This is a genomic window from Escherichia sp. KTE114 (assembly GCF_000407765.1).
Taxonomy (GTDB): Bacteria; Pseudomonadota; Gammaproteobacteria; order Enterobacterales; family Enterobacteriaceae; genus Escherichia; species Escherichia ruysiae.
On the sequence record NZ_KE136626.1, the window covers coordinates 2213068 to 2234804 of the forward strand.

Annotated in this window: 16 protein-coding genes; 11 read left to right on the top strand and 5 right to left on the bottom strand. The window is 49.8% G+C overall.

Features of this window, described 5'->3' with window-relative positions; all coding sequences use genetic code 11:
* Positions 1–29: 29 nt before the first annotated feature.
* Positions 30–1583, bottom strand: a complete 1554-nt coding sequence (locus tag WC5_RS10390; RefSeq protein WP_000546181.1) for an L-lactate permease — start codon at positions 1581–1583, stop codon at positions 30–32.
* A gap of 492 nt (positions 1584–2075) precedes the next feature.
* Between WC5_RS10390 and WC5_RS10385 the strand changes: the two genes are divergently transcribed.
* The 3 genes from WC5_RS10385 to WC5_RS10375 are packed head-to-tail and all read left to right on the top strand — an operon-like array spanning position 2076 to position 4921.
* The gene (locus tag WC5_RS10385; protein WP_001102103.1) at positions 2076–2795 is read left to right on the top strand and encodes a (Fe-S)-binding protein; all 720 of its coding nucleotides are present in this window, start codon (positions 2076–2078) and stop codon (positions 2793–2795) included.
* 10 nt (positions 2796–2805) lie between these two features.
* A complete protein-coding gene (locus WC5_RS10380; protein ID WP_000023936.1) occupies positions 2806–4233 on the top strand; it encodes a LutB/LldF family L-lactate oxidation iron-sulfur protein in 1428 nt (475 codons plus the stop codon).
* Positions 4226–4921: a LutC/YkgG family protein gene (locus tag WC5_RS10375; RefSeq protein WP_000370395.1), complete on the top strand. Its 696-nt coding sequence runs from the start codon at positions 4226–4228 to the stop codon at positions 4919–4921. Before WC5_RS10380 ends, WC5_RS10375 begins: the two co-directional genes overlap by 8 nt.
* 601 nt (positions 4922–5522) lie before the next feature.
* On the opposite strand, the gene WC5_RS10370 is transcribed toward WC5_RS10375, so the two are convergent.
* The gene (locus tag WC5_RS10370; protein ID WP_000654811.1) at positions 5523–6491 is read right to left on the bottom strand and encodes an IS5 family transposase; all 969 of its coding nucleotides are present in this window, start codon (positions 6489–6491) and stop codon (positions 5523–5525) included.
* A 497-nt stretch (positions 6492–6988) separates the two neighbouring features.
* Between WC5_RS10370 and pdeL the strand changes: the two genes are divergently transcribed.
* On the top strand, positions 6989–8077 hold the full coding sequence (gene pdeL, locus WC5_RS10365) for a DNA-binding transcriptional activator/c-di-GMP phosphodiesterase PdeL (protein WP_010350394.1): 1089 nt from the start codon (positions 6989–6991) through the stop codon (positions 8075–8077).
* Between the two features lie 41 nt (positions 8078–8118).
* On the opposite strand, the gene WC5_RS10360 is transcribed toward pdeL, so the two are convergent.
* Both WC5_RS10360 and WC5_RS10355 read right to left on the bottom strand, forming a co-directional pair.
* A complete protein-coding gene (locus tag WC5_RS10360; protein ID WP_001084385.1) occupies positions 8119–9051 on the bottom strand; it encodes a LysR substrate-binding domain-containing protein in 933 nt (310 codons plus the stop codon).
* Positions 9052–9142: 91 nt separating this feature from the next.
* A complete protein-coding gene (locus WC5_RS10355; RefSeq protein WP_001013884.1) occupies positions 9143–9640 on the bottom strand; it encodes a DUF1097 domain-containing protein in 498 nt (165 codons plus the stop codon).
* 257 nt (positions 9641–9897) lie between these two features.
* Here WC5_RS10355 and WC5_RS10350 point away from each other — a divergent pair, with 257 nt between their 5' ends.
* The 6 genes from WC5_RS10350 (at position 9898) to WC5_RS10325 (ending at position 16847) form a co-directional block, all read left to right on the top strand.
* The gene (locus WC5_RS10350) at positions 9898–10503 is read left to right on the top strand and encodes an ankyrin repeat domain-containing protein (RefSeq protein ID WP_000023627.1); all 606 of its coding nucleotides are present in this window, start codon (positions 9898–9900) and stop codon (positions 10501–10503) included.
* Positions 10504–10542: 39 nt separating this feature from the next.
* Positions 10543–11406 carry an oxamate carbamoyltransferase subunit AllH family protein gene (locus WC5_RS10345; protein ID WP_016231594.1) on the top strand — a complete coding sequence of 288 codons (864 nt, stop codon included), beginning with the start codon at positions 10543–10545 and terminating at the stop codon, positions 11404–11406.
* Positions 11396–12943: an acyl-CoA synthetase FdrA gene (gene fdrA / locus WC5_RS10340; protein ID WP_000111780.1), complete on the top strand. Its 1548-nt coding sequence runs from the start codon at positions 11396–11398 to the stop codon at positions 12941–12943. The genes WC5_RS10345 and fdrA overlap by 11 nt, the downstream gene beginning before the upstream one ends.
* Entirely contained in the window at positions 12943–14361 is a 1419-nt protein-coding gene (locus WC5_RS10335; RefSeq protein ID WP_000075084.1) for a YlbE family protein, read from the top strand. Before fdrA ends, WC5_RS10335 begins: the two co-directional genes overlap by 1 nt.
* 143 nt (positions 14362–14504) lie before the next feature.
* Positions 14505–15455, top strand: coding sequence for a carbamate kinase family protein (locus tag WC5_RS10330; RefSeq protein WP_000661631.1), 951 nt, complete (start codon positions 14505–14507; stop codon positions 15453–15455).
* A 9-nt stretch (positions 15456–15464) separates the two neighbouring features.
* Positions 15465–16847 (top strand): amidohydrolase family protein, encoded by a 1383-nt coding sequence (locus WC5_RS10325; protein ID WP_000665147.1) that lies wholly within the window; start codon positions 15465–15467, stop codon positions 16845–16847.
* Positions 16848–17001: 154 nt separating this feature from the next.
* Here the strand turns inward: WC5_RS10325 and WC5_RS10320 are convergent, their stop codons facing one another.
* On the bottom strand, positions 17002–18867 hold the full coding sequence (locus WC5_RS10320) for a YaaW family protein (RefSeq protein ID WP_001289338.1): 1866 nt from the start codon (positions 18865–18867) through the stop codon (positions 17002–17004).
* A gap of 310 nt (positions 18868–19177) precedes the next feature.
* On the opposite strand from WC5_RS10320, the gene zorA1 reads away from it, so the two are divergent.
* Entirely contained in the window at positions 19178–21733 is a 2556-nt protein-coding gene (gene zorA1, locus WC5_RS10315) for a type I Zorya anti-phage system protein ZorA1 (protein WP_000492262.1), read from the top strand.
* Positions 21734–21737: the final 4 nt, after the last annotated feature.

A 21737-nucleotide genomic window follows, 5' to 3' on the forward strand; every position in this document is an offset into this window, starting at 1 on the left:
TATAAAAGCATATGGTTAAGAAAACCACTTTATCGCATAAACCAGAAGTAAAAGAGACCTACTTTTAAGCCGAGTATTGCGATGTAGGCACAGCAGTACTTCATGGTGCCAGACATTATTTGATTGGCTTGCCCTTCCATTTTTGTGGCAGAAACGGCAATGGCAATACTTTGTGGTGAAATCATTTTCCCTCCCGTGGCACCGGAAGTATTCGCTGCCGCCAGCCAATTGGGATCGATATGCAACTTACTGGCTGCAATAGTTTGCAGTTTGCCAAACAAAATATTCGAGTTAGTATCGCTGCCTGTGACAAAAGTACCCAGCGCACCAATGACCGGCGCGAGGAAGACGTATGAACTTCCGGTGAGATCGACAATTGACCGAGCCAGCGTAGAAATAATGCCGCTGAGATCCATAACTGTTGCCATGGCGACAATGGCCATAATCGCAATAATAGAATTTTTAAGCTGGAATACGGTTTTGATAAATACTTCCAGCATACCGCGTGCTGATGCCCCCTGAATAAAACCACCGAGAATAGTTGCAAAGATAATCAACATTCCAGGCGTTGTGAGCCATTCTATTTTTAACGCTAAGGTCCCGCCATCGACCAGTGAAAAGTGTAGCACTGAAGCCAGCTTAGATGCTGCTGCTTTTATCGTTGGGAATAACGGTGAGCACAGCAGAATAAAGACAAAAATAAACAGGTAAATAGAACCGACCCGGAACAGCACCTTTGCCGAACGTGGTGCCATTTCACGGGTATGGCTGGCTGCAATACGCCACTCTGGGTCTACTTCACCTTTGCGCAGACGGCTGGCAATCGCGACAGCGAAAAGGCTAGCCAGGCTGCCAGCAAAAGCGGGCAATTCGGCACCAAGATGGATGGCAACAAAGTATTGCGGAATAAGTGTCGCGATGCCACATAGCAGTGTGATAAGGAATACGCCGCGAATCGCTTTCACGCCGCCGCCAATAATACAAATAATGACAAAGGGCAGCAGGAGATTAAAAATCGCTAATTGCAGAATAATTGTTCCACCTAAGGTGTAAACAGACAGGTTAACCTGCTCGGCGAGGATTGAAACCGGAATACCTACCGCCCCAAACGCTGTAGGCACAGTATTGGCAACCAGTGAAGCAATTGCGGCCTTCAGTGGGTTGAATCCCAACGCAATGAGGATACCAATAGGAATGGCGACCGCAGTACCGTAACCGGCAGCAGCTTCAAGAAAACCACCAAAACACCATGAAATAAGGAGTACCTGGATACGCTTATCTTCGCTAATACTGGCGAGAATATCGCGGAGAATATCCAGAGCTTTGGTTGCCTGCATGACGTTATAACTGAATATCGCACCGAGGATCACAATCACGATCGGCCATAATCCTTTGAGTGCGCCATAACCCACTGAGGCTTTAAGATTCTGTATTGGCATGTCCCAGAACAGGACAGATAAAACAGCTGTAAATGCCAGTGATATCAGTACTGAATAATGAACAGGCATCTTCAGTTTCAGAATCAAAAATACCATAAGGAGCAAAGGTGAGAGTGCAATAGCAAACATTAAATATCCGTGCATTTCTATTCCTGACTATATTTATCAACCTTGTTTATATATTTTTCCGAGCAAGGCTAGCTCATTATGAAAATAAAAAATGCAAACTGAATCGCTTCAGTAAAATAAAATTACAGTTGTTAATATTTGTATATCCATTGTTAATAATTTGATTTTCATAACGATGCGTGTATATTTTAACAGCTCCGAAATGAGTAGCTCTAAATAGGTATTTAAGATTGGGTTTATGAACTTTGTGACCTACTTAAATCAAATTTACGCTCCCATATTGATAGAGGTTGTCTTTATAAAAATGTGAGCGACGCCGAAAGAAATAAAATTAGTTATTGCATCCCGGTATTGAATGAAGGATTATCTGTTTTGTCATACAAATGAGTTTGAAATTGTATTTTAGTACCTAATAAAAAAGAGCCCCTATTTTTATTGATGATTGATAACCCAGAAGGGGTGGTTGCCATCGGGCATAAACAGAAATGAAGTAATGGAGTGTTGGTTGTGAATGTAAATTTCTTTGTTACCTGTATTGGTGATGCACTGAAATCAAGGATGGCACGAGACTCCGTGCTGCTACTGGAAAAACTCGGCTGTCGCGTAAATTTCCCGGAGAAACAGGGATGCTGCGGTCAGCCTGCGATCAATAGTGGTTATATCAAAGAAGCGATTCCAGGGATGAAAAATCTGATTGCCGCACTGGAGGATAACGACGATCCCATTATTTCACCGGCTGGTTCCTGCACTTATGCCGTAAAAAGTTACCCGACATATCTGGCGGATGAACCTGAATGGGCATTACGTGCCGAAAAGGTTGCCGCGCGTATGCAGGATCTCACCTCTTTTATTGTTAATAAATTAGGGGTAGTGGATGTAGGCGCCAGCTTGCAAGGGAGAGCGGTGTATCACCCATCTTGCAGCCTGGCCCGTAAGTTAGGGGTGAAGGACGAGCCACTTACGCTGCTGAAAAATGTGCGCGGACTGGAGCTGTTGCCCTTTGCCGAACAGGATACTTGCTGCGGGTTTGGCGGCACGTTCTCGGTCAAAATGGCCGAAATATCCGGCGAGATGGTGAAAGAAAAGGTTTCACACCTGATGGAAGTCCGCCCTGAGTATTTAATTGGCGCTGACGTGAGTTGCCTGCTGAACATTAGTGGGCGATTACAACGAGAAGGGCAGAAAGTCAAAGTTATGCATATTGCTGAAGTGCTGATGAGCCGCTGAGGATATAAAGATGTCGATCAAAACCAGTAATACAGAATTTAAGACACGCATCCGTCAGCAAATTGAAGATCCGATCATGCGCAAAGCGGTGGCAAACGCGCAGCAGCGTATTGGTGCAAATCGGCAAAAAATGGTTGATGAATTAGGGCACTGGGAGGAGTGGCGCGATCGTGCTGCCCAGATACGTGATCATGTTCTGAGTAATCTTGACGCTTATTTGTACCAGCTCTCAGAAAAAGTGACGCAAAACGGCGGTCACGTCTATTTTGCAAAAACCAAAGAAGATGCTACCCGCTACATTTTGCAGATCGCCCAGCGTAAAAATGCGCGGAAAGTGGTGAAGTCTAAATCAATGGTGACCGAAGAGATTGGCGTCAACCATGTGTTGCAGGATGCTGGCATTCAGGTGATTGAAACCGATCTGGGGGAATACATTCTCCAGCTGGATCAAGATCCGCCATCTCATGTTGTGGTTCCGGCTATTCATAAAGATCGCCACCAGATCCGCCGGGTGCTACACGAACGTCTGGGCTATGATGGCCCGGAAACGCCTGAAGCGATGACCTTATTCATCCGTCAAAAGATCCGCGAAGATTTCCTCAGTGCTGAAATCGGTATTACCGGCTGTAATTTCGCGGTGGCAGAAACCGGTTCGGTATGTCTGGTGACTAATGAAGGTAATGCGCGAATGTGTACCACGCTGCCGAAAACGCACATTGCGGTGATGGGTATGGAGCGTATCGCCCCCACGTTTGCCGAGGTTGATGTATTGATCACCATGCTGGCGCGCAGTGCCGTTGGTGCGCGTTTGACGGGATATAACACCTGGCTGACAGGGCCGCGCGAAGCGGGACACGTTGATGGCCCTGAAGAGTTTCATCTGGTTATTGTCGATAACGGACGCTCTGAGGTGCTGGCCTCTGAATTTCGTGATGTGCTGCGCTGTATTCGCTGCGGAGCCTGTATGAATACCTGCCCGGCATATCGCCATATTGGCGGTCACGGATATGGCTCTATTTACCCAGGACCAATCGGCGCGGTGATTTCTCCACTGCTTGGCGGCTATAAAGATTTTAAAGATCTGCCCTACGCCTGTTCTCTATGCACAGCCTGTGACAGCGTTTGCCCGGTGCGTATTCCGCTGTCGAAACTAATTTTACGTCATCGTCGGGTGATGGCTGAAAAAGGGATAACAGCAAAAGCAGAGCAACGGGCGATCAAAATGTTTGCTTATGCCAATAGTCATCCGGGGTTGTGGAAAGTCGGAATGATGGCTGGCGCCCATGCGGCAAGCTGGTTTATCAATGGCGGCAAAACACCACTCAGGATCGGCGCAATTAGCGACTGGATGGAAGCACGCGATCTTCCTGAAGCTGACGGAGAGAGTTTCCGTAGCTGGTTTAAGAAACATAAGGCGCAGGAGAAAAAGAATGGATAATCGGAGCGAATTTTTGAACAACGTTGCTCAGGCACTGGGGCGCCCGCTGCGACTTGAACCGCAAGCAGCAGATGCGCCGCTTAACAATTATGCTAACGAGCGGCTTACCGAACTTAACCAACAGCAGCACTGTGATGCGTTTATCCAGTTTGCCAGCGATGTCATGTTGACGCGTTGTGAACTGACCAGCGAGGCGCAGGCGGCAGAAGCGGCATTACGTTTGTGTAAAGAGCTGGGAGATCAGTCGGTCGTGGTCAGTGGCGACAAGCGACTGGAGGAGCTGGGGATCAGTGGGCGTTTACAGCAGGAATGCAATGCCGTCGTGTGGGATCCGGCGAAAGGTGTCGAGAATATCGCTCTGGCGGAGCAGGCGAAAGTTGGCGTTGTGTATGCTGAATATGGCTTAACAGAGTCGGGAGGCGTGGTACTTTTTTCCGCCGCCGAGCGCGGACGTTCATTGAGTCTGCTACCTGAGTCCTCTATTTTTATCCTGCGTAAAAGCACTATTTTGCCCCGAGTGGCGCAGCTGGCAGAAAAATTGCACCAGAAAGCGCAGGCCGGTGAACGTATGCCATCCTGCATTAACATCATCAGTGGCCCCAGTTCAACAGCGGACATTGAGCTTATCAAAGTTGTTGGGGTTCACGGGCCGGTGAAAGCAGTGTACCTGATTATTGAGGATTGTTGAGAGAGATTGGCAATCATTCTGGTATTCAGCAGCCAGAAAGACATCGATAGCGACTATATCGCTATTACTGATTTGCACTGCGGGACACAAGTTTGCGCCATGTCCAGGATATGGCGCACTTTCTTATACCTCTGGTGCCATCATCACTGTGTAGATAATCATGTATCCTCTCGCAGATGTTATATCTATACAGCGCAGCCATTAGTTTAGATTGGTGGTCTGCCAGACAGCGAATAATAAAAAAACATAAAAAGAAACATTGATGCCTAAAATCACTACTGGGCTGAAATCATTGTTCAATAAGCTTATTCTTATTTAATGCAATTGAATTGACATATTTGAGTTGCAACCTTATTCATGAAAGGCGTGTAGAGTCAACGCGTCAGATTTAAGATAACTATATGTTACTTAAGGTTTAATTATCTGTGTGTGATATTTTATTGGATGTTTTAAATATTATTTTTTCTTAATCTCTCATTAATATTTTAATGTGAGCTGAATGGATTCAGTCCTAAATCTGATGGAATCAAAACATGCGCATGGCATGGCTTTGTTGAATAAATAAGATTTCGTGCGAACGACCCTGTAGCTGGCTGGATTTTCAGGCAATACGCACGCTTTCTGGCATCCCAGCCTTTGTCATCCTGTTCAACGCACGCACCATGGCCATAGCTTCCGCTACCTGACCATCGTAGTCACGCAGCGTCAGTGAATCTCCCAACAACTGCTTCATTCTGTACATTGCCGTTTCCGCTATCGAGCGACGGTTATATTCCGTTGTCCATTTCCACCGTGCATTGCTTCCGCTCAGCCGCTGATTAGCAACGGCACGGTTGCGGTCTGCGTACTCACCGGGCCAGTAACCTGCTCCTTTTCGGGGAGGAATAAGCGCGCTGATTTTTTTGCGGCGCAGTTCATCGTGACAGAGCCGGGTATCGTAAGCCCCGTCTGCCGCGGCTGCCCTGATTTTTCTGTGAGTCTGCCGGATAAGGCCCGGGAAGGCTTCTGAGTCCGTGACGTTATTCAGCGACAGGTCTGCACAGACAACTTCATGTGTGTTGCTGTCAACAGCAAGATGCAACTTTCGCCAGATACGACGGCGCTCTTTGCCGTGCTTTCTGACTTTCCATTCGCCTTCACCAAAGACCTTCAGCCCGGTGGAATCAATCACCAGGTGTGCGATTTCACCCCGGGTGGACGTTTTGAAACTGACATTAACCGACTTTGCCCGCTTACTGACACTGGTGTAATCCGGGCAGCGCAACGGAACGTTCATCAGGGCAAAAATGGAATCAATAAAACCCTGCGCAGCCCGCAGGGTCAGCCGGAATACGCGTTTAATCACCAGAACGGTGGTGATGGCGAGATCAGAATAGCGCTGGGGCCTTCCTCGTGATGAAGGCGTTGCCGACTCATACCAGGCCTGAATCGCTTCATCATCCAGCCAGAAAGTGAGGGAGCCACGGTTGATGAGAGCTTTGTTGTAGGTGGACCAGTTGGTGATTCTGAACTTTTGCTTTGCCACGGAATGGTCTGTGTTGTCGGGAGGATGCGTGATCTGATCCTTCAACTCAGCAAAAGTTCGATTTATTCAACAAAGCCGCATGGCATGAATAATTTGCATGTTTAACACGCATCTTTACTCATTTTGTAATCGGATGTTGACGCTATGTTCATATCGATGGGGATATTTTAAGTTGATTTGGATTGTTAAATTCATATAATGCGCCTTCGCTCGTGACTGAAAGTCAGTACTTAGTGGTAAATTATAAATATAGAAATAGTAAAACTACTTCTCTAGTACCCAAAATGAGTTGACTGAAATTTTTGGCTTTAAATATTAAATTTGCGTGATTATCTGCTGAGATTCACTTGTGATGACATTTCTGAGGTATTTAACGTAATCGTTATTGAGTAAACATTAGAGGTAACGATAAGCTGATCGATAGTGGTGTTTGTTGTTATAGATACGGCATCGCTGATGTTTATGGTTACCCCTTATGCGTGCTCAGGAATCCACCAGTAGTAACTCATACTGAACAGCGATAAAAGATAAAAGGTGTGTTCATGGATTCATGTGATTTTCGTGTTTTTCTGCAAGAGTTCGGTACAACGGTTCATTTGTCATTGCCCGGTAACGTATCCGAGAAAGAACGACTGCTACTCAAGCTGCTGATGCAGGGGATGTCGGTAACAGAAATATCACAATACAGAAATCGCAGTGCAAAGACAATTTCACATCAAAAGAAACAACTCTTTGAGAAACTGGGGATTCAGAGTGATATTACTTTCTGGCGCGATATTTTCTTTCAGTACAATCCGGAGATCATATCCGCCACTGGTAATAACAGTCACAAATATATTAATGACAACCGTTGTCACCATATTGTCACGCCTGAAGCCATCAGCCTGGCGCTGGAAAACCATGAATTTAAACCATGGATCCAACCTGTTTTCTGCGCACAGACAGGGGTACTGACAGGCTGTGAAGTGCTTGTTCGCTGGGAGCATCCGCAAACGGGAATCATCCCGCCGGATCAGTTTATTCCTCTGGCGGAGTCATCTGGTCTTATTGTCATAATGACCCGCCAGTTGATGAAACAGACTGCGGATATTCTGCTGCCGGTAAAACATTTGTTGCCGGACAATTTCCATATTGGTATCAACGTCTCGGCGGGCTGTTTTTTGGCTGCGGGATTTGAAAAAGAGTGCCTGAACCTGGTCAAGAAATTAGGCAACGATAAAATCAAGCTGGTTCTTGAGCTGACGGAACGTAACCCCATTCCGGTAACGCCAGAAGCCAGAGCGATATTTGATAGCCTTCATCAGCACAACATTACCTTTGCGCTGGATGACTTTGGTACTGGTTATGCAACCTATCGTTATTTGCAGGCGTTTCCGGTCGATTTTATTAAAATTGACAAGTCGTTTGTGCAAATGGCGAGTGTTGACGAAATCTCCGGCCATATTGTGGACAATATTGTCGAACTGGCGCGTAAGCCCGGTCTGAGTATCGTGGCGGAAGGGGTAGAAACCCAGGAACAGGCGGACTTAATGATCGGTAAAGGCGTTCACTTTTTGCAGGGCTATTTGTACTCTCCGCCGGTTCCGGGTAATAAATTTGTCTCTGACTGGGTAATGAAAGCCGGTGGTTGATGTAAGCCGCTATTCAGGGTGCGTCGGGAGGTTGGCTGGTATCAATTCTCCCGATGCAGTAAATCCTGATAAATCTCCGTTAATATCCCTTTAGGCATAAATTGTTTTTTAATCCACTGCGTCACCTGGCCGGTGGCAGAGTGTTGGGTTGCCAGTAACATGCGTGAATCCTGGCGCGGGTTATGAATTTGTCGGATAACCAGCAGTGATTGTTCCATCGCTTCACGAACCATGTAATCTGGCAAAAAACCAATCCCTTCGCCCAGAATCTGACACTGACATTTGGTGTTGAAATCTGGCACCAGAATCGACTCCTGCCCATGCAGCAACCAGCCCACCTTTTTATTAATCGTATGCGCGGTGTCCTCCACCATAATATTAGGGTAGAGACGTAGCTGACTTTCAGCGATTGGCTCCGGCACAAAGGCTAACGGGTGATCCGGGGCGATAGCAAAAGCCCAGCGAATCGCGCCAATCTCGGTGTAATCAATGCCGCCACCGTCCAGCAGCGTGTCGGGCGCGCCGATGGCGATATTCGCCTGGTTATTGATAATCGCATCCCAGACGCCGTTATACACTTCAGTTGTTACGGTTATCTGGCAGGTAGGAAACTGCTTTTTCAGCACCTGTAATAAGCGTGCGGTGTGTTTAGGGGTATAAAGTAGCTGATTAATACAAATACGAACCCGTGCTTCTATGCCCTGTGAAATAGTATCGATGCTGCGTTTGATGGCGTGAAAATCATTCAGCAGGTCGGTAGCTTTGCGGAAAAAATAACGCCCGGACTCGGTTAACTCAATGCTGCGGGTATTGCGGGTGAACAGCACCACATCCAGCCCCGTTTCCATTCGCTTGATGGTGTAGCTAATGGCGGAAGTGGTTAAACCCAACTCTTCTGCCGCTTTACTGAAACTGCCAAAACGCGCAGCGGTAGTAAACGCCAACAGGTTTTCTTCGGTAAAAATTGAGTTCATTAAACCATTCCCGCCATTTTCTAATATGAATTTCTCCAGTCACAACTGTAGAGGTATCGATTAAAGATAGATAATCATTTTTGAATAACTTTTAATACCCATCGCTTTTAGTCGTCGCTTCGCTTAATTTTTGTCCGCCATATTCGGAAATTATCCCCACGCAGTTACCCGCCAGAAAACCCAGTAACGTTACTGTCCAGTTCATCCCGCTGGCAAAAAATAGCGTCATGCCGAGAAAGCCACCGGGAATGAATGACAGTAACCAGAAACGTCCTTGCCAGACCACCACCGCCGAGAAGGGCACGGTAATAATCACGCTTGCCCAGAACGCGGAAATCCCACTTACAGAAGCCAGCCAGCCGGCAGTCAGCGCGGCGAAAAACGCCCACACCATCCCGGAATAATTAACCGCCAGACTTCTGATAAACCCCGATTTACCGCCGCCTGCGGCATAAAAACTGCAAAAGGCGACGAAGCCAATCGTTCCTAATAATTCCCATCCCTGAGAGAGCCCGACATGTGAAGACACTAACTGCCAAAGCCCTGCACAAATACCGACGGTGACACCCGTTGCCGTGAGTCCGTTCATCTTGTTCCCCTCTGGTTAGACATGGACGATAGCTACTCTTACATGTGCAGACTATAGAGAAATAAAACCGGATTGAGTGAAAGGGTATGGCGAGAAAGAGACAAATATTGCACTACCGCACACTGCGAAAAGATTATTGAACATCATTCAACAAAAAGGCGAAATACGGCGAATTAAATTTAAGCGGGTTCTTTTAGCTGAATTTCGTTGCTATTCTCAATTCATCGAAAACAGCCACAAAAACCAGGGGAATGTGAATGAGTATAAAAAATCTACCTGCCGACTATTTATTGGCTGCGCAACAGGGTGATATCGATAAAGTAAAAACCTGCCTTGCGCTGGGTGTCGATATTAATATCTGCGATCGTCAGGGGAAAACGGCAATTACGCTGGCAAGTTTATATCAGCAATATGCTTGCGTTCAGGCATTAATTGATGCCGGAGCGGATATTAATAAGCAAGATCAGATATGTTCAAATCCTTTTTTAATTAGCTGCCTGACCGGTGATTTAACCTTGTTACGAATTATTTTAGCTGCTAAACCCGATCTTAATTGCGTAACCCGCTTTGGCGGCGTTGGCCTGACGCCTGCCTGTGAAAAAGGTCATTTAAGTATTGTGAAAGAGCTTTTGGCGCATACGGATATTAACGTTAACCAGACCAACCATGTTGGCTGGACGCCACTACTGGAAGCTATTGTGCTTAATGATGGCGGTATTAAACAGCAGGCGATTGTCCAGTTATTGCTGGAACACGGGGCCAGCCCGCACATGACCGATAAGTATGGCAAAACGCCGCTGGAACTGGCGCGGGAACGCGGTTTTGAAGAGATTGCGCAATTGCTGATTTCCGCAGGTGCATAATCCGGGAGGCTTGCTATCGACACACCAGAAAGACGGTGTGTGTGGGCGCTAACTGCGGATGTGGATTTTCTGGCGCAGCGGGGGCAAGGACAGGTTGAACAGGTCTTTGCCAGAGCGGTAAATATTGCGCTCCCGGCTCGCCAGCAGTTGCTGACGCTGCTTTGTGAAGAATACGACAATGCGCCAAACAGTTGTCGGTTGGCACTCACTCACTTTAATGGTTTGTTCCAGCATGGTGATAAGGTTCAGTTTGACGAGCACGGAATTACGATTGGTCAACATATTCGAATAGAGATGACTCGTTGCCAGCGTTGGCTGTCCCCAACCTTGCAAATGACCGCTCTGAATTTTCACCTTATCGCCTGGCAACAGTGGCACGACATTATTCATCAGCATCTGGGGGAAAATGAAACCCTGTTTAATTATCGCGGTGATAATCCGTTTTATCAGGCGTTAAATAAAGAATTACATATCAGGCGACGTGCTGTTATTCAGGCATTAAACGATAAACAAAATATCGCGTCGGCGGTCGCTAATATGATGGGGTTAGGGATTGGCCTGACGCCTTCAGCCGATGATTATTTAACAGGTCTGGCGCTTGTTTTATTTATTTCCGGGCATCCGGTAGAAAAATACAAAGAGGAATTTTATCTCGGCCTGCAACGCGGCAGAAATAATACCACGTTATTAAGTGCCATAACGCTGGAAGCCGCATTACAACAACGCTGTCGGGAAAATATTTATCACTTTATCCACGGCATCATTAATGACATCCCTGAGAACGCCACTCAGGCAATAGAAAAAATTAAACATATTGGCTCCAGTTCCGGCTGCGACATGCTGTATGGCATGGCCGATGGTTGTGCGCTGAGCCAAACCTACGGAGGGAATTATGTCAGTTAAAATAGTCATTAAACCGAATACCTATTTTGATTCTGTCTCGCTGATGTCTATCTCCACGCGTGCAAATAAACTCGACGGCGTCGAGCAGGCATTTGTGGCGATGGCGACCGAAATGAACAAAGGCGTGCTGAAGAATTTAGGGCTGCTGACGCCGGAGCTGGAACAGGCGAAAAACGGCGACCTGATGATTGTCATCAATGGCAAAGCGGGCGCGGACAACGAGCAGTTGCTGGCGGAGATTGAAGAACTGTTCAACACCAAAGCGCAAAGTGGCTCGCATGAGGCGCGTTACGCCACCCTTGCCAGCGCGAAAAAGCATATCCCGGAAAGTAACTTGGCGGTGATTTCGGTTAACGGTCTGTTTGCCGCTCGCGAAGCGCGTCAGGCGCTGCAAAACGACCTTAACGTGATGCTGTTTTCCGATAACGTCTCGGTTGAAGATGAACTGGCGCTCAAACAACTGGCCCACGAAAAAGGGTTGCTGATGATGGGGCCTGACTGCGGCACGGCGATTATTAACGGCGCGGCGCTCTGCTTTGGTAACGCCGTGCGTCGCGGCAACATCGGTATTGTTGGCGCATCCGGCACTGGTAGCCAGGAACTGAGCGTCCGTATCCATGAATTTGGCGGCGGCGTTTCACAACTGATCGGCACCGGCGGGCGCGACCTGAGCGAGAAAATCGGCGGCCTGATGATGCTCGACGCTATCGGGATGCTGGAAAACGATCCGCAAACTGAAATCATCGCGCTGATCTCCAAACCGCCTGCGCCTGCGGTGGCTCGCAAAGTGCTGGAACGCGCGCGCACCTGCCGTAAGCCGGTGGTGGTCTGCTTCCTTGGTCGTGGCGAAACGCCTGTGGATGAGCAGGGGCTACAGTTTGCCCGTGGCACTAAAGAAGCGGCGCTGAAAGCGGTGATGCTCTCTGGCGTGAAAAAGGAACATCTCGACCTGCATACGCTTAACCAGCCGTTGATTGCTGACGTACGTGCTCGCCTGAAACCACAACAGAAGTACATTCGTGGCCTGTTCTGCGGCGGCACGCTGTGCGACGAAACCATGTTTGCGGTGATGGAAAAACATGGCGATGTCTACAGCAACATCCAGCCCGATCCTGAATTCCGCCTGAAAGATATCAACCGCAGCATCAAACACACCTTCCTCGACTTTGGCGATGACGACTTCACCAACGGCAAGCCGCACCCGATGATTGACCCGACCAACCGTATCAGCCGCTTGATCGAAGAGGCGCGCGATCCAGAAGTGGCGGTGATCGTGATGGATTTTGTGCTCGGATTTGGATCGCATGAAGATCCGGTCGGCTCCACCATTGATGCGATCAAAGAAGCGAAAGCGATCGCCGCAGCCGAAGGACGCGAGTTGATCATTCTCGCCTATGTGCTGGGCACCGATCTCGATACGCCATCGTTAGCACAACAAAGCCAGATGCTGCTTGATGCCGGAGTGATTCTGGCCAGCAGCAGTACCAATACCGGATTGCTGGCGCGTGAATTTATCTGCAAAGGGGAGGAAGCCTGATGAGCCCGTCACTGTTTAGCCAACCGTTGAACGTTATTAACGTCGGCATCGCCATGTTTAGCGATGACCTGAAAAAGCAGCATGTTGAAGTAACCCAGCTCGACTGGACGCCGCCGGGGCAGGGCAATATGCAGGTGGTGCAGGCGCTGGACAACATTGCCGATTCGCCGCTGGCAGACAAAATCGCCGCCGCTAACCAGCAGGCGCTGGAGCGCATTATCCAGTCGCATCCGGTGCTGATTGGTTTTGATCAGGCGATTAACGTGGTGCCGGGCATGACGGCGAAAACCATTCTTCACGCCGGGCCGCCGGTTACCTGGGAAAAAATGTGCGGCGCGATGAAAGGCGCGGTCACCGGGGCGCTGGTGTTCGAAGGGCTGGCGAAAGATCTCGACGAGGCGGCTGAACTGGCGGCCTCCGGGGAGATCACCTTCTCGCCGTGCCACGAACACGATTGCGTAGGCTCGATGGCGGGCGTCACCTCGGCCTCGATGTTTATGCACATCGTGAAAAACAAAACCTACGGCAACGTCGCTTACACCAACATGAGCGAGCAGATGGCGAAGATTTTGCGTATGGGTGCCAACGACCAGAGCGTGATTGATCGTCTCAATTGGATGCGCGATGTGCAGGGGCCCATGTTGCGCGACGCGATGAAAATTATCGGTGAGATCGATCTGCGCTTAATGCTGGCGCAGGCGCTGCATATGGGCGATGAGTGCCATAACCGCAATAACGCCGGGACGACGCTGCTGATTCAGGCGCTGACGCCGGGGATTATTCAGGCAGGCTATTCCGTGGAGCAACAGCGCGAAGTGTTTGAGTTTGTCGCCAGCAGCGACTACTTCTCCGGCCCGACGTGGATGGCGATGTGTAAAGCGGCGATGGATGCGGCGCACGGCATCGAATACAGCACCGTGGTCACCACGATGGCGCGAAACGGCGTCGAGTTCGGCCTGCGGGTCAGCGGCCTGCCGGGGCAGTGGTTTACCGGCCCGGCGCAGCAGGTCATCGGCCCGATGTTTGCCGGTTATAAGCCGGAGGATTCGGGGCTAGATATCGGCGACAGCGCCATCACTGAAACCTACGGTATTGGTGGATTTGCTATGGCGACCGCGCCTGCGATCGTCGCGCTGGTGGGTGGCACGGTGGAAGAGGCTATCGATTTCTCCCGCCAGATGCGTGAAATCACCCTCGGCGAAAACCCGAACGTCACCATTCCGCTGCTCGGTTTTATGGGCGTGCCGTCGGCAATCGACATCACCCGCGTGGGCAGCAGCGGCATTCTGCCAGTGATCAACACCGCCATCGCCCATAAAGATGCGGGCGTCGGCATGATTGGCGCGGGCATTGTGCATCCACCATTCGCCTGCTTCGAAAAAGCCATTCTTGGCTGGTGCGAACGTTACGGCGTCTGACCTGCGTGTTTATGCCGGATGCGGCGTGAACGCCTTATCCGGCCTACAAGTGGCACGAGAATTTCCAGGCCTGATAAGCGTAGCGCATCAGGCAGTCTGGCGTTGGTCATAACCCCATCACCCTCTGTAGCGGACATAACAACATGAAAGAACTTGTGGTCGTTGCCATTGGTGGCAACAGCATTATCAAAGATAACGCCAGCCAGTCGATTGAGCATCAGGCGGAGGCGGTGAAAGCCGTCGCCGATACGGTGCTGGAAATGCTGGCTTCCGATTACGACATTGTGCTGACCCACGGTAACGGGCCGCAGGTCGGGCTGGATTTACGCCGCGCGGAGATTGCCCACGAGCGCGAAGGGCTGCCCTTAACGCCGCTGGCGAACTGTGTGGCGGATACGCAAGGCGGCATTGGCTACCTGATCCAACAGGCGCTGAACAACCGGCTGGCGCGCCACGGCGAGAAAAAAGCCGTCACCGTGGTGACTCAGGTGGAAGTGGATAAAAACGATCCGGGGTTTGCCCATCCCACCAAACCCATTGGCGCATTCTTCAGTGAAAGTCAGCGTGACGAATTACAAAAGGCAAACCCTGACTGGCGTTTTGTTGAAGATGCCGGACGGGGCTATCGCCGGGTTGTCGCCTCGCCGGAACCGAAACGTATTGTCGAAGCACCGGCCATTAAGGCGCTGATCCAACAAGGCTTTGTGGTGATTGGCGCGGGCGGTGGCGGCATTCCGGTGGTGCGCAGTGAAGCGGGGGATTACCAAAGCGTGGACGCGGTTATCGACAAAGATCTCTCCACCGCGCTACTGGCGCGTGAAATTCATGCCGACATTCTGGTGATCACCACCGGCGTGGAAAAGGTGTGCATTCACTTTGGCAAGCCGCAGCAGCAGGCGCTGGATCGGGTAGATATTGCCACCATGACCCGCTATATGCAGGAAGGGCATTTCCCGCCTGGCAGCATGTTGCCAAAAATCATCGCCAGCCTGACGTTCCTGGAGCAGGGCGGCAAAGAAGTGATTATCACCACGCCGGAATGCCTGCCAGCGGCGCTGCGCGGTGAAACGGGCACTCATATTATTAAAACGTAAGGACGTAAGATGAAAGAAAGCAATAGCCGCCGTGAGTTTTTGAGCCAGAGCGGTAAGATGGTCACCGCCGCCGCGCTGTTTGGTACGTCTGTGCCGCTCGCCCATGCGGCGGTTTCTGGCACCACAAACTGCGAAGCGAATAACACCATGAAAATCACTGACCCGCACTACTATCTCGACAATGTGCTGCTGGAAACCGGTTTTGATTACGAAAACGGTGTGGCGGTGCAGACCCGCACGACGCGCCAGACCGTGGAAATTCAGGACGGCAAAATTGTTGCGCTGCGCGAGAACAAGCAGCATCCGGACGCCACGCTGCCGCACTATGACGCTGGCGGTAAGTTGATGCTGCCCACCACCCGCGACATGCATATTCATCTCGACAAAACCTTTTACGGCGGGCCGTGGCGCTCGCTCAATCGCCCGGCAGGCACCACTATCCAGGACATGATTAAGCTCGAGCAAAAAATGCTGCCGGAGCTGCAACCCTACACGCAGGAGCGGGCGGAAAAACTGATCGATTTATTGCAGTCGAAAGGCACCACTATTGCCCGCAGCCACTGCAATATCGAACCGGTATCCGGTCTGAAAAATCTGCAAAATTTGCAGGCGGTGCTGGCGCGACGTCAGGCGGGCTTCGAGTGTGAAATTGTCGCCTTCCCGCAGCACGGTTTGCTGCTGTCGAAATCGGAGCCTTTGATGCGCGAAGCGATGCAGGCGGGGGCGCATTACGTCGGCGGGCTGGACCCGACCAGTGTTGATGGCGCGATGGAAAAATCCCTCGACACCATGTTCCAGATTGCGCTGGACTACGACAAAGGCGTCGATATTCACCTGCACGAAACCACGCCAGCGGGCGTGGCGGCCATCAATTATATGGTTGAAACGGTAGAGAAAACGCCGCAGCTTAAAGGCAAGCTGACCATCAGCCACGCTTTTGCGCTGGCAACGCTTAACGAGCAACAGGTGGAGGAACTGGCAAACCGCATGGCGGCGCAGCAAATTTCTATCGCCTCGACGGTGCCGATTGGCACGCTGCATATGCCGCTCAAACAGCTACACGACAAAGGTGTAAAAGTGATGACCGGCACCGACAGCGTTATCGACCACTGGTCGCCTTACGGCCTGGGCGACATGCTGGAAAAAGCCAATCTGTACGCGCAGCTCTATATTCGTCCTAACGAACAGAACCTCTCCCGCTCGCTGTTTTTAGCCACTGGCGATGTATTGCCGCTCAACGAAAAAGGCGAACGCGTCTGGCCCAAAGCACAGGATGACGCCAGCTTTGTGCTGGTGGATGCCTCCTGTTCTGCCGAGGCGGTCGCGCGTATTTCACCGCGCACGGCAACGTTCCATAAAGGGCAACTGGTGTGGGGGCGTGTGGCAGGGTGATATTCATTTGAAATGTCTGCAACGGTGAGTCGTAAGAGATTTATAGCCCCAGGGAGTGGGGCAGCCTGAATACGAGGTTGTTAGCCTTGATTCTCCTGAGCCGGAGAAATTATGAATGACACCGCTAACCACACCGCAAATATTGCGAGCCGCCTTAAGCATCCGGCAACGCATAACACTTCACTGGTTTACCGTCTTTCATTTCCACCAACATGCGGCTGGTCTGCAACGGCTTGTCCAGCATATTTTGTTGGAATTGATCGAACGCCTGGCTAGCTTCCTTAATTGCGACTTTTTGCGGCATTAAGCGGTTATTGCACCATTTTCGCAAAATGACTTTATTGGCGCTGGTGGTATTCGCCTGTTCCGCTACGGCGCTGATGCTATCAATTCGTGACTGTAATTGTTTTTCTACCTTGCTGATAACCGTATCGAACTGCGCGTAATGATGTTCTATAGCCTGCTGGCGGCGCTCTACCAGCATCGTCTGACCCTCACTATGGCTGACCAGATGCAATGCTTGCCCGCGTACCTTCATCGCTAAATCCCACTCCATCGTCCGTTCTTCGATAATTTTTTGTTGCGCCTGAATTTTACTGGTGATTGTTGCGCTACTGAAAAAACTGCCGTCATTTATAGAGGCTACCTTCTCGCCAGCAAAGGCAATATCCGTCAGCAGATGATCCTGGAGCGTTGAAAAATCCTTTTCGATAGCTTCAAGTATTTGCCGTATTTCTGGCGAAGATTGCCCCTCAATGACGACAGGCGTGATTTGCTGTAAATACTGAATAGCGCCGACAATTTCAGATTTGCGGGCATTGTTCTGGAATGCAGAAATCTCCCGAATAGTTTCAATTATCTGCGTTAGTTTGTTGCTGATATCTGCCAGATGTTTTTGCGCCAGTATCGCCGAGGCGACATTCAGTAATATGCCGGCATTGACCAATTGATTCAGTTTGTCAGGGTTCAGCAAAACTGCGTGCGCTTTAATCCCTTTTTCCCCGAGGCTGAAGCCACGATATCCCGAGCCATCTTTCACTTTCGCCAGTGCGCCATCAATAATAACTTCCATATAGTGATGACTGGCAATATGGGCGGCGGTGGCGAGCGAAGGAAGCGTCTGTAAGAGTGGGCCTAACCGTGAAATTTCAGTAATGTCATGCCGTACCAGAGTGTCGGGATGGGTAATTTTATTTAAAGCGATAGACGATACAGTTAAAACGCGCTGCGACTTTTCATTTTCAAACACCCAGCGATTGTCATAGTTTGCGGTTGAAATTGTCGTTGATGATACCGATTCGCTCAGACGGTGATGGCGGGAATTTTTTAAGCGAATCCAGGCAATTTGCACCACACAGGGCAAGGTGATTCGGAACGCCGGGTTGGAAATATCATAAGCGGTATATAAGCCGGTGAGGGCTAACCCGACAGGACCGGTGAGAACGCCCAACACGCGACCTATCCCCAGACCCGCAATTAACGGTAGTGCCTTCCCCGTGGCGATCTGCGCCAGACCGCTTGCTACCATTGCCGCACGTTGCAAAAGTGGCAGCTCCATACGTGACAGCTTATCCAGGCTGATACTGGTGTTAATTCCCATATCGCGGAGAAGCTGACGGCGATCGTCATCTGACATTTTGTTCCAGGATGAAGCGAAAACGGCATCAATAATCAGTGATTCTTTTTCTTTTACCGGGGCATTTTTCGCGACTTTAATTTTCAGATGGCTGGCAACATCGTCAACAATTTCGCTATAGCTAACGCCATTGCCTCGGAACAGATTAATCACGGTGTTACCGCCAAAATGTTGCAGTTCGCGAATCAGCAAACGCAATGTTTCCTCATCAATAGCTTCGCTATTTTTACCATCGCGCAAGGCCTTTTTAACGCGGTCAGACTGGGAAAAATTAAATTTTCCGTCTGGGGTAATGTAATCAATCAGTAGATCGATATCGTTTTTGTCGGCGTTCAGTAGCAGAGCAACCAGCGTTTCATCGCCCTTAATGTCAATCTCACTCATTTAATTGTCTCGTTGAATAGTGACTGGACGTTATTAGAAGCAGCGCGCCCCATGAAAAAGTTTCATACGTAAGTCTGGCGGCGAAAAAATAAAATCCCCAATCTTTGTGGCATAAAGCATAAATTCTGTGAATTATTTTTACCAAGCGATTTAAATTTCTTACGTATGCGCGTGATCAATGTTTTTGTGAGATATATAACGTTTTATTGATGTAAAAATCGAGACTTTTCCTATAATGAGCGGGCGATTTTTTTCCTTGCTGGTGATGTTCCGCCCTGCAAATTTCTTTTCCTTCACTCAAGGTATTTAGATGTTTTCGCTGACTTCGTTCCTCGACACGTTAACCTCTGTTAATCCAGAAAATGTGCCGATTTATGTCGCTATTGTGGTTGGGGTTTTGTTGCTGGGTTTCATTGTCCGTTACGCGATTCCTTCATTTAGGGTTTCAGCGCGCTTTAAACAAAAAGCGAAAGCAATTCGGGGACTTGGCAATGAAAAACCGGCACAACAACTCGAAAAATTAGACGCGTTATTCTCTGATAAATTTTTTGCGCACCCCTGGAGCGAATTTAAAGAGTCTCTACATCGCCAGTTTGAGTTTGATGAAAATAGCGGGCAAAAAAAAATTAGCGCCATTCGTTCAACGGCTCCAGCGTCAGCATGGTTTACGGAACCGTTATTAGTCGAAATTCCTCTCTATACGGAAGCGTTTAAACATCTTCCAGGCATCCTGACCGGAATTGGGATCATCGGCACCTTTTCGGGATTGATGATTGGTTTGCACCATTTTGACCCCAGCACGCCAGAACAGGTCAGCGCCAGCGTTGCTAACCTTTTACGCGACGTTCTGTATGCGTTTTTAGGTTCGGCGTTTGCTATTACGTTTTCCATTCTGGTCACCATGTTTGAAAAATGGCGACTGGCGCAATGCTATAAAAACCTTGAACTCCTTACCGCCAGCATTGACCAGCTTTTTGAAGGCGGCGTCGGTGAAGATTACCTTTCGCAACTTCTTTCCAGTACTAAAGAAAACACCACCCATGCGCGGCAACTTAAGGATGGTCTGGTCACTGACCTGCGCGAAATGCTGCAAAATCTGGTGGATAGCCAGATGCGGGAAAATCAAAAGCTGGCAGAGACATTATCAACAACATACCGCGAGTCAGGCCAACAGTTTGCTGAACAGGTTAGTGGCGCTATCGAAACCAGCCTGAAAAATCCGCTGGATAAAATTGCTGGCGTGGTGCAAACCGCCTCCGGCGATCAGAGTCATCGTGTGCAGTCGATGCTGGAGAACGTCCTGACCGCCTTTATGAGCAAAATGGATAACACCTTTGGTCAGCAGTTCACCACCATGCAGGAGATGATGGGGCGTTCAGTGGAAGCCATTCAGTCTATGCAAAGCGGCTTCTCAACGTTGTTGCAGGATATGCGTCAGGCCGGGGATGACTCACGTCAGGGCAGCGCGCAACTGATCTCTCAACTGTTAAGTGAAATGAAAAGCGGTCAGCAGGAGATGCAGGCAGGGATGAATGAGATGCTGCGCAGCTTGCAGGAGTCCGTTGCCCGTATTGGCGCAGAAGGCGAAGGCGCGGGCGAACGGATGGCGCAACAACTGGAAAAAATCTTTGCCGACAGCGAAGCGCGTGAAAAAGCGATGGCGGAACAGATGCGCGCGTTTATTGAGGCTATCCAGTCCAGTGTTCAGCAAGGGCAAAATGAAACCATGGAGAAAATGGCAGCTTCCGTTGATACGCTTGGCAGCCATATGGCGACGCTCTTTGCACAGCTGGAAAATGGTCAGCAGCAACTTAATCAGCAGCAAAATCAGGCGCAAAATCTGCTGATGGGCAATATGAGCAAAGGTGTCGAAACGCTGACGCAAAACCTGGCGGGCGTATTCAGCCAGCTGGAGTCCGGGCAAAAACAGATGAGCCAGACTCAGGAACAGGGGCAACGCGTGCTGCATGAAGAGACTCAGCAGCTTCTGGCACGTAGCGAAGCACGTGAGCAGGCGGCGGCTGAGCAACAACAACAGTTTATGACGTCGTTACAGCAAACCATGCATTCCGGTCAGGATGCCCTGCGAGAAAAAATGACCAGCGGTATCGATCACCTGGGTAGCCAACTTGGCAACCTGTTTGGGCAACTGGAAGAAGGCCAGAAGTCGCTCAGCCAGCAACAGCAATCAGCGCAGAGTGCGTTACAACAGGAAGCGCAGCGAATCATTGGTCAGCTTGAAAGTCAGGTTGAGTCGCTGATGCAGATGCTGCGTGAACAGCAATCGGCTTCAGGCGAGCTGCTGCAACGGATGGCGAAAAACACCACGCGCCATCTGGAAGAGATACAAACAGGAGCCGATAAAATGCGCGTGGCTGCCGACCGCTTTGAAGCTGCGGGCGATCGTGTCGCCGAGGCTAATCAGTTGACCGCCGAGGTGCTCAATGGCACGCAACAGGCGGGACGCACGCTTTCCAGTGCCAGCGCGGAGTTGGGGGCATTGATTGCTGATTATCGTAATACCCGCGAAGTCGTGGCGAATGCCATAACGGCACTCGAAACGCTGATTAACCGTAGCCATGATGAACAATCATCGCGCAGCCGTTTTGTTGACGATCTGAAAGCGTACTCTGAACGCCTGCAACAATATAACCGTGAGGCTCAGGAGTTCCTGCATAACATTGCCGAGGTAATGGGAACCAGTTTTGAATCCTTTACGACCGGAGTGGAAAACGGCCTGAATCGTTCACTGCAAGAGATGGATACGCAACTGACGAAAGCGGCGGGAGCCTTAAGTTCTTCGGTTGAGATTATCGGTGAAAGCGTGGATACGCTGGAAACAGTACTCCGTCATCGTCGCGCGTAAGGAA

Coding starts and splice junctions, on each gene's coding strand:
- WC5_RS10390 (WP_000546181.1), bottom strand. CDS start 1,583: ATGCACGGATATTTAATGTTTGCTATTGCACTCTCACCTTTGCTCCTT.
- WC5_RS10380 (WP_000023936.1), top strand. CDS start 2,806: ATGTCGATCAAAACCAGTAATACAGAATTTAAGACACGCATCCGTCAG.
- WC5_RS10375 (WP_000370395.1), top strand. CDS start 4,226: ATGGATAATCGGAGCGAATTTTTGAACAACGTTGCTCAGGCACTGGGG.
- pdeL (WP_010350394.1), top strand. CDS start 6,989: ATGGATTCATGTGATTTTCGTGTTTTTCTGCAAGAGTTCGGTACAACG.
- WC5_RS10360 (WP_001084385.1), bottom strand. CDS start 9,051: ATGAACTCAATTTTTACCGAAGAAAACCTGTTGGCGTTTACTACCGCT.
- WC5_RS10355 (WP_001013884.1), bottom strand. CDS start 9,640: ATGAACGGACTCACGGCAACGGGTGTCACCGTCGGTATTTGTGCAGGG.
- WC5_RS10350 (WP_000023627.1), top strand. CDS start 9,898: ATGAGTATAAAAAATCTACCTGCCGACTATTTATTGGCTGCGCAACAG.
- fdrA (WP_000111780.1), top strand. CDS start 11,396: ATGTCAGTTAAAATAGTCATTAAACCGAATACCTATTTTGATTCTGTC.
- WC5_RS10335 (WP_000075084.1), top strand. CDS start 12,943: ATGAGCCCGTCACTGTTTAGCCAACCGTTGAACGTTATTAACGTCGGC.
- WC5_RS10330 (WP_000661631.1), top strand. CDS start 14,505: ATGAAAGAACTTGTGGTCGTTGCCATTGGTGGCAACAGCATTATCAAA.
- WC5_RS10325 (WP_000665147.1), top strand. CDS start 15,465: ATGAAAGAAAGCAATAGCCGCCGTGAGTTTTTGAGCCAGAGCGGTAAG.
- WC5_RS10320 (WP_001289338.1), bottom strand. CDS start 18,867: ATGAGTGAGATTGACATTAAGGGCGATGAAACGCTGGTTGCTCTGCTA.
- zorA1 (WP_000492262.1), top strand. CDS start 19,178: ATGTTTTCGCTGACTTCGTTCCTCGACACGTTAACCTCTGTTAATCCA.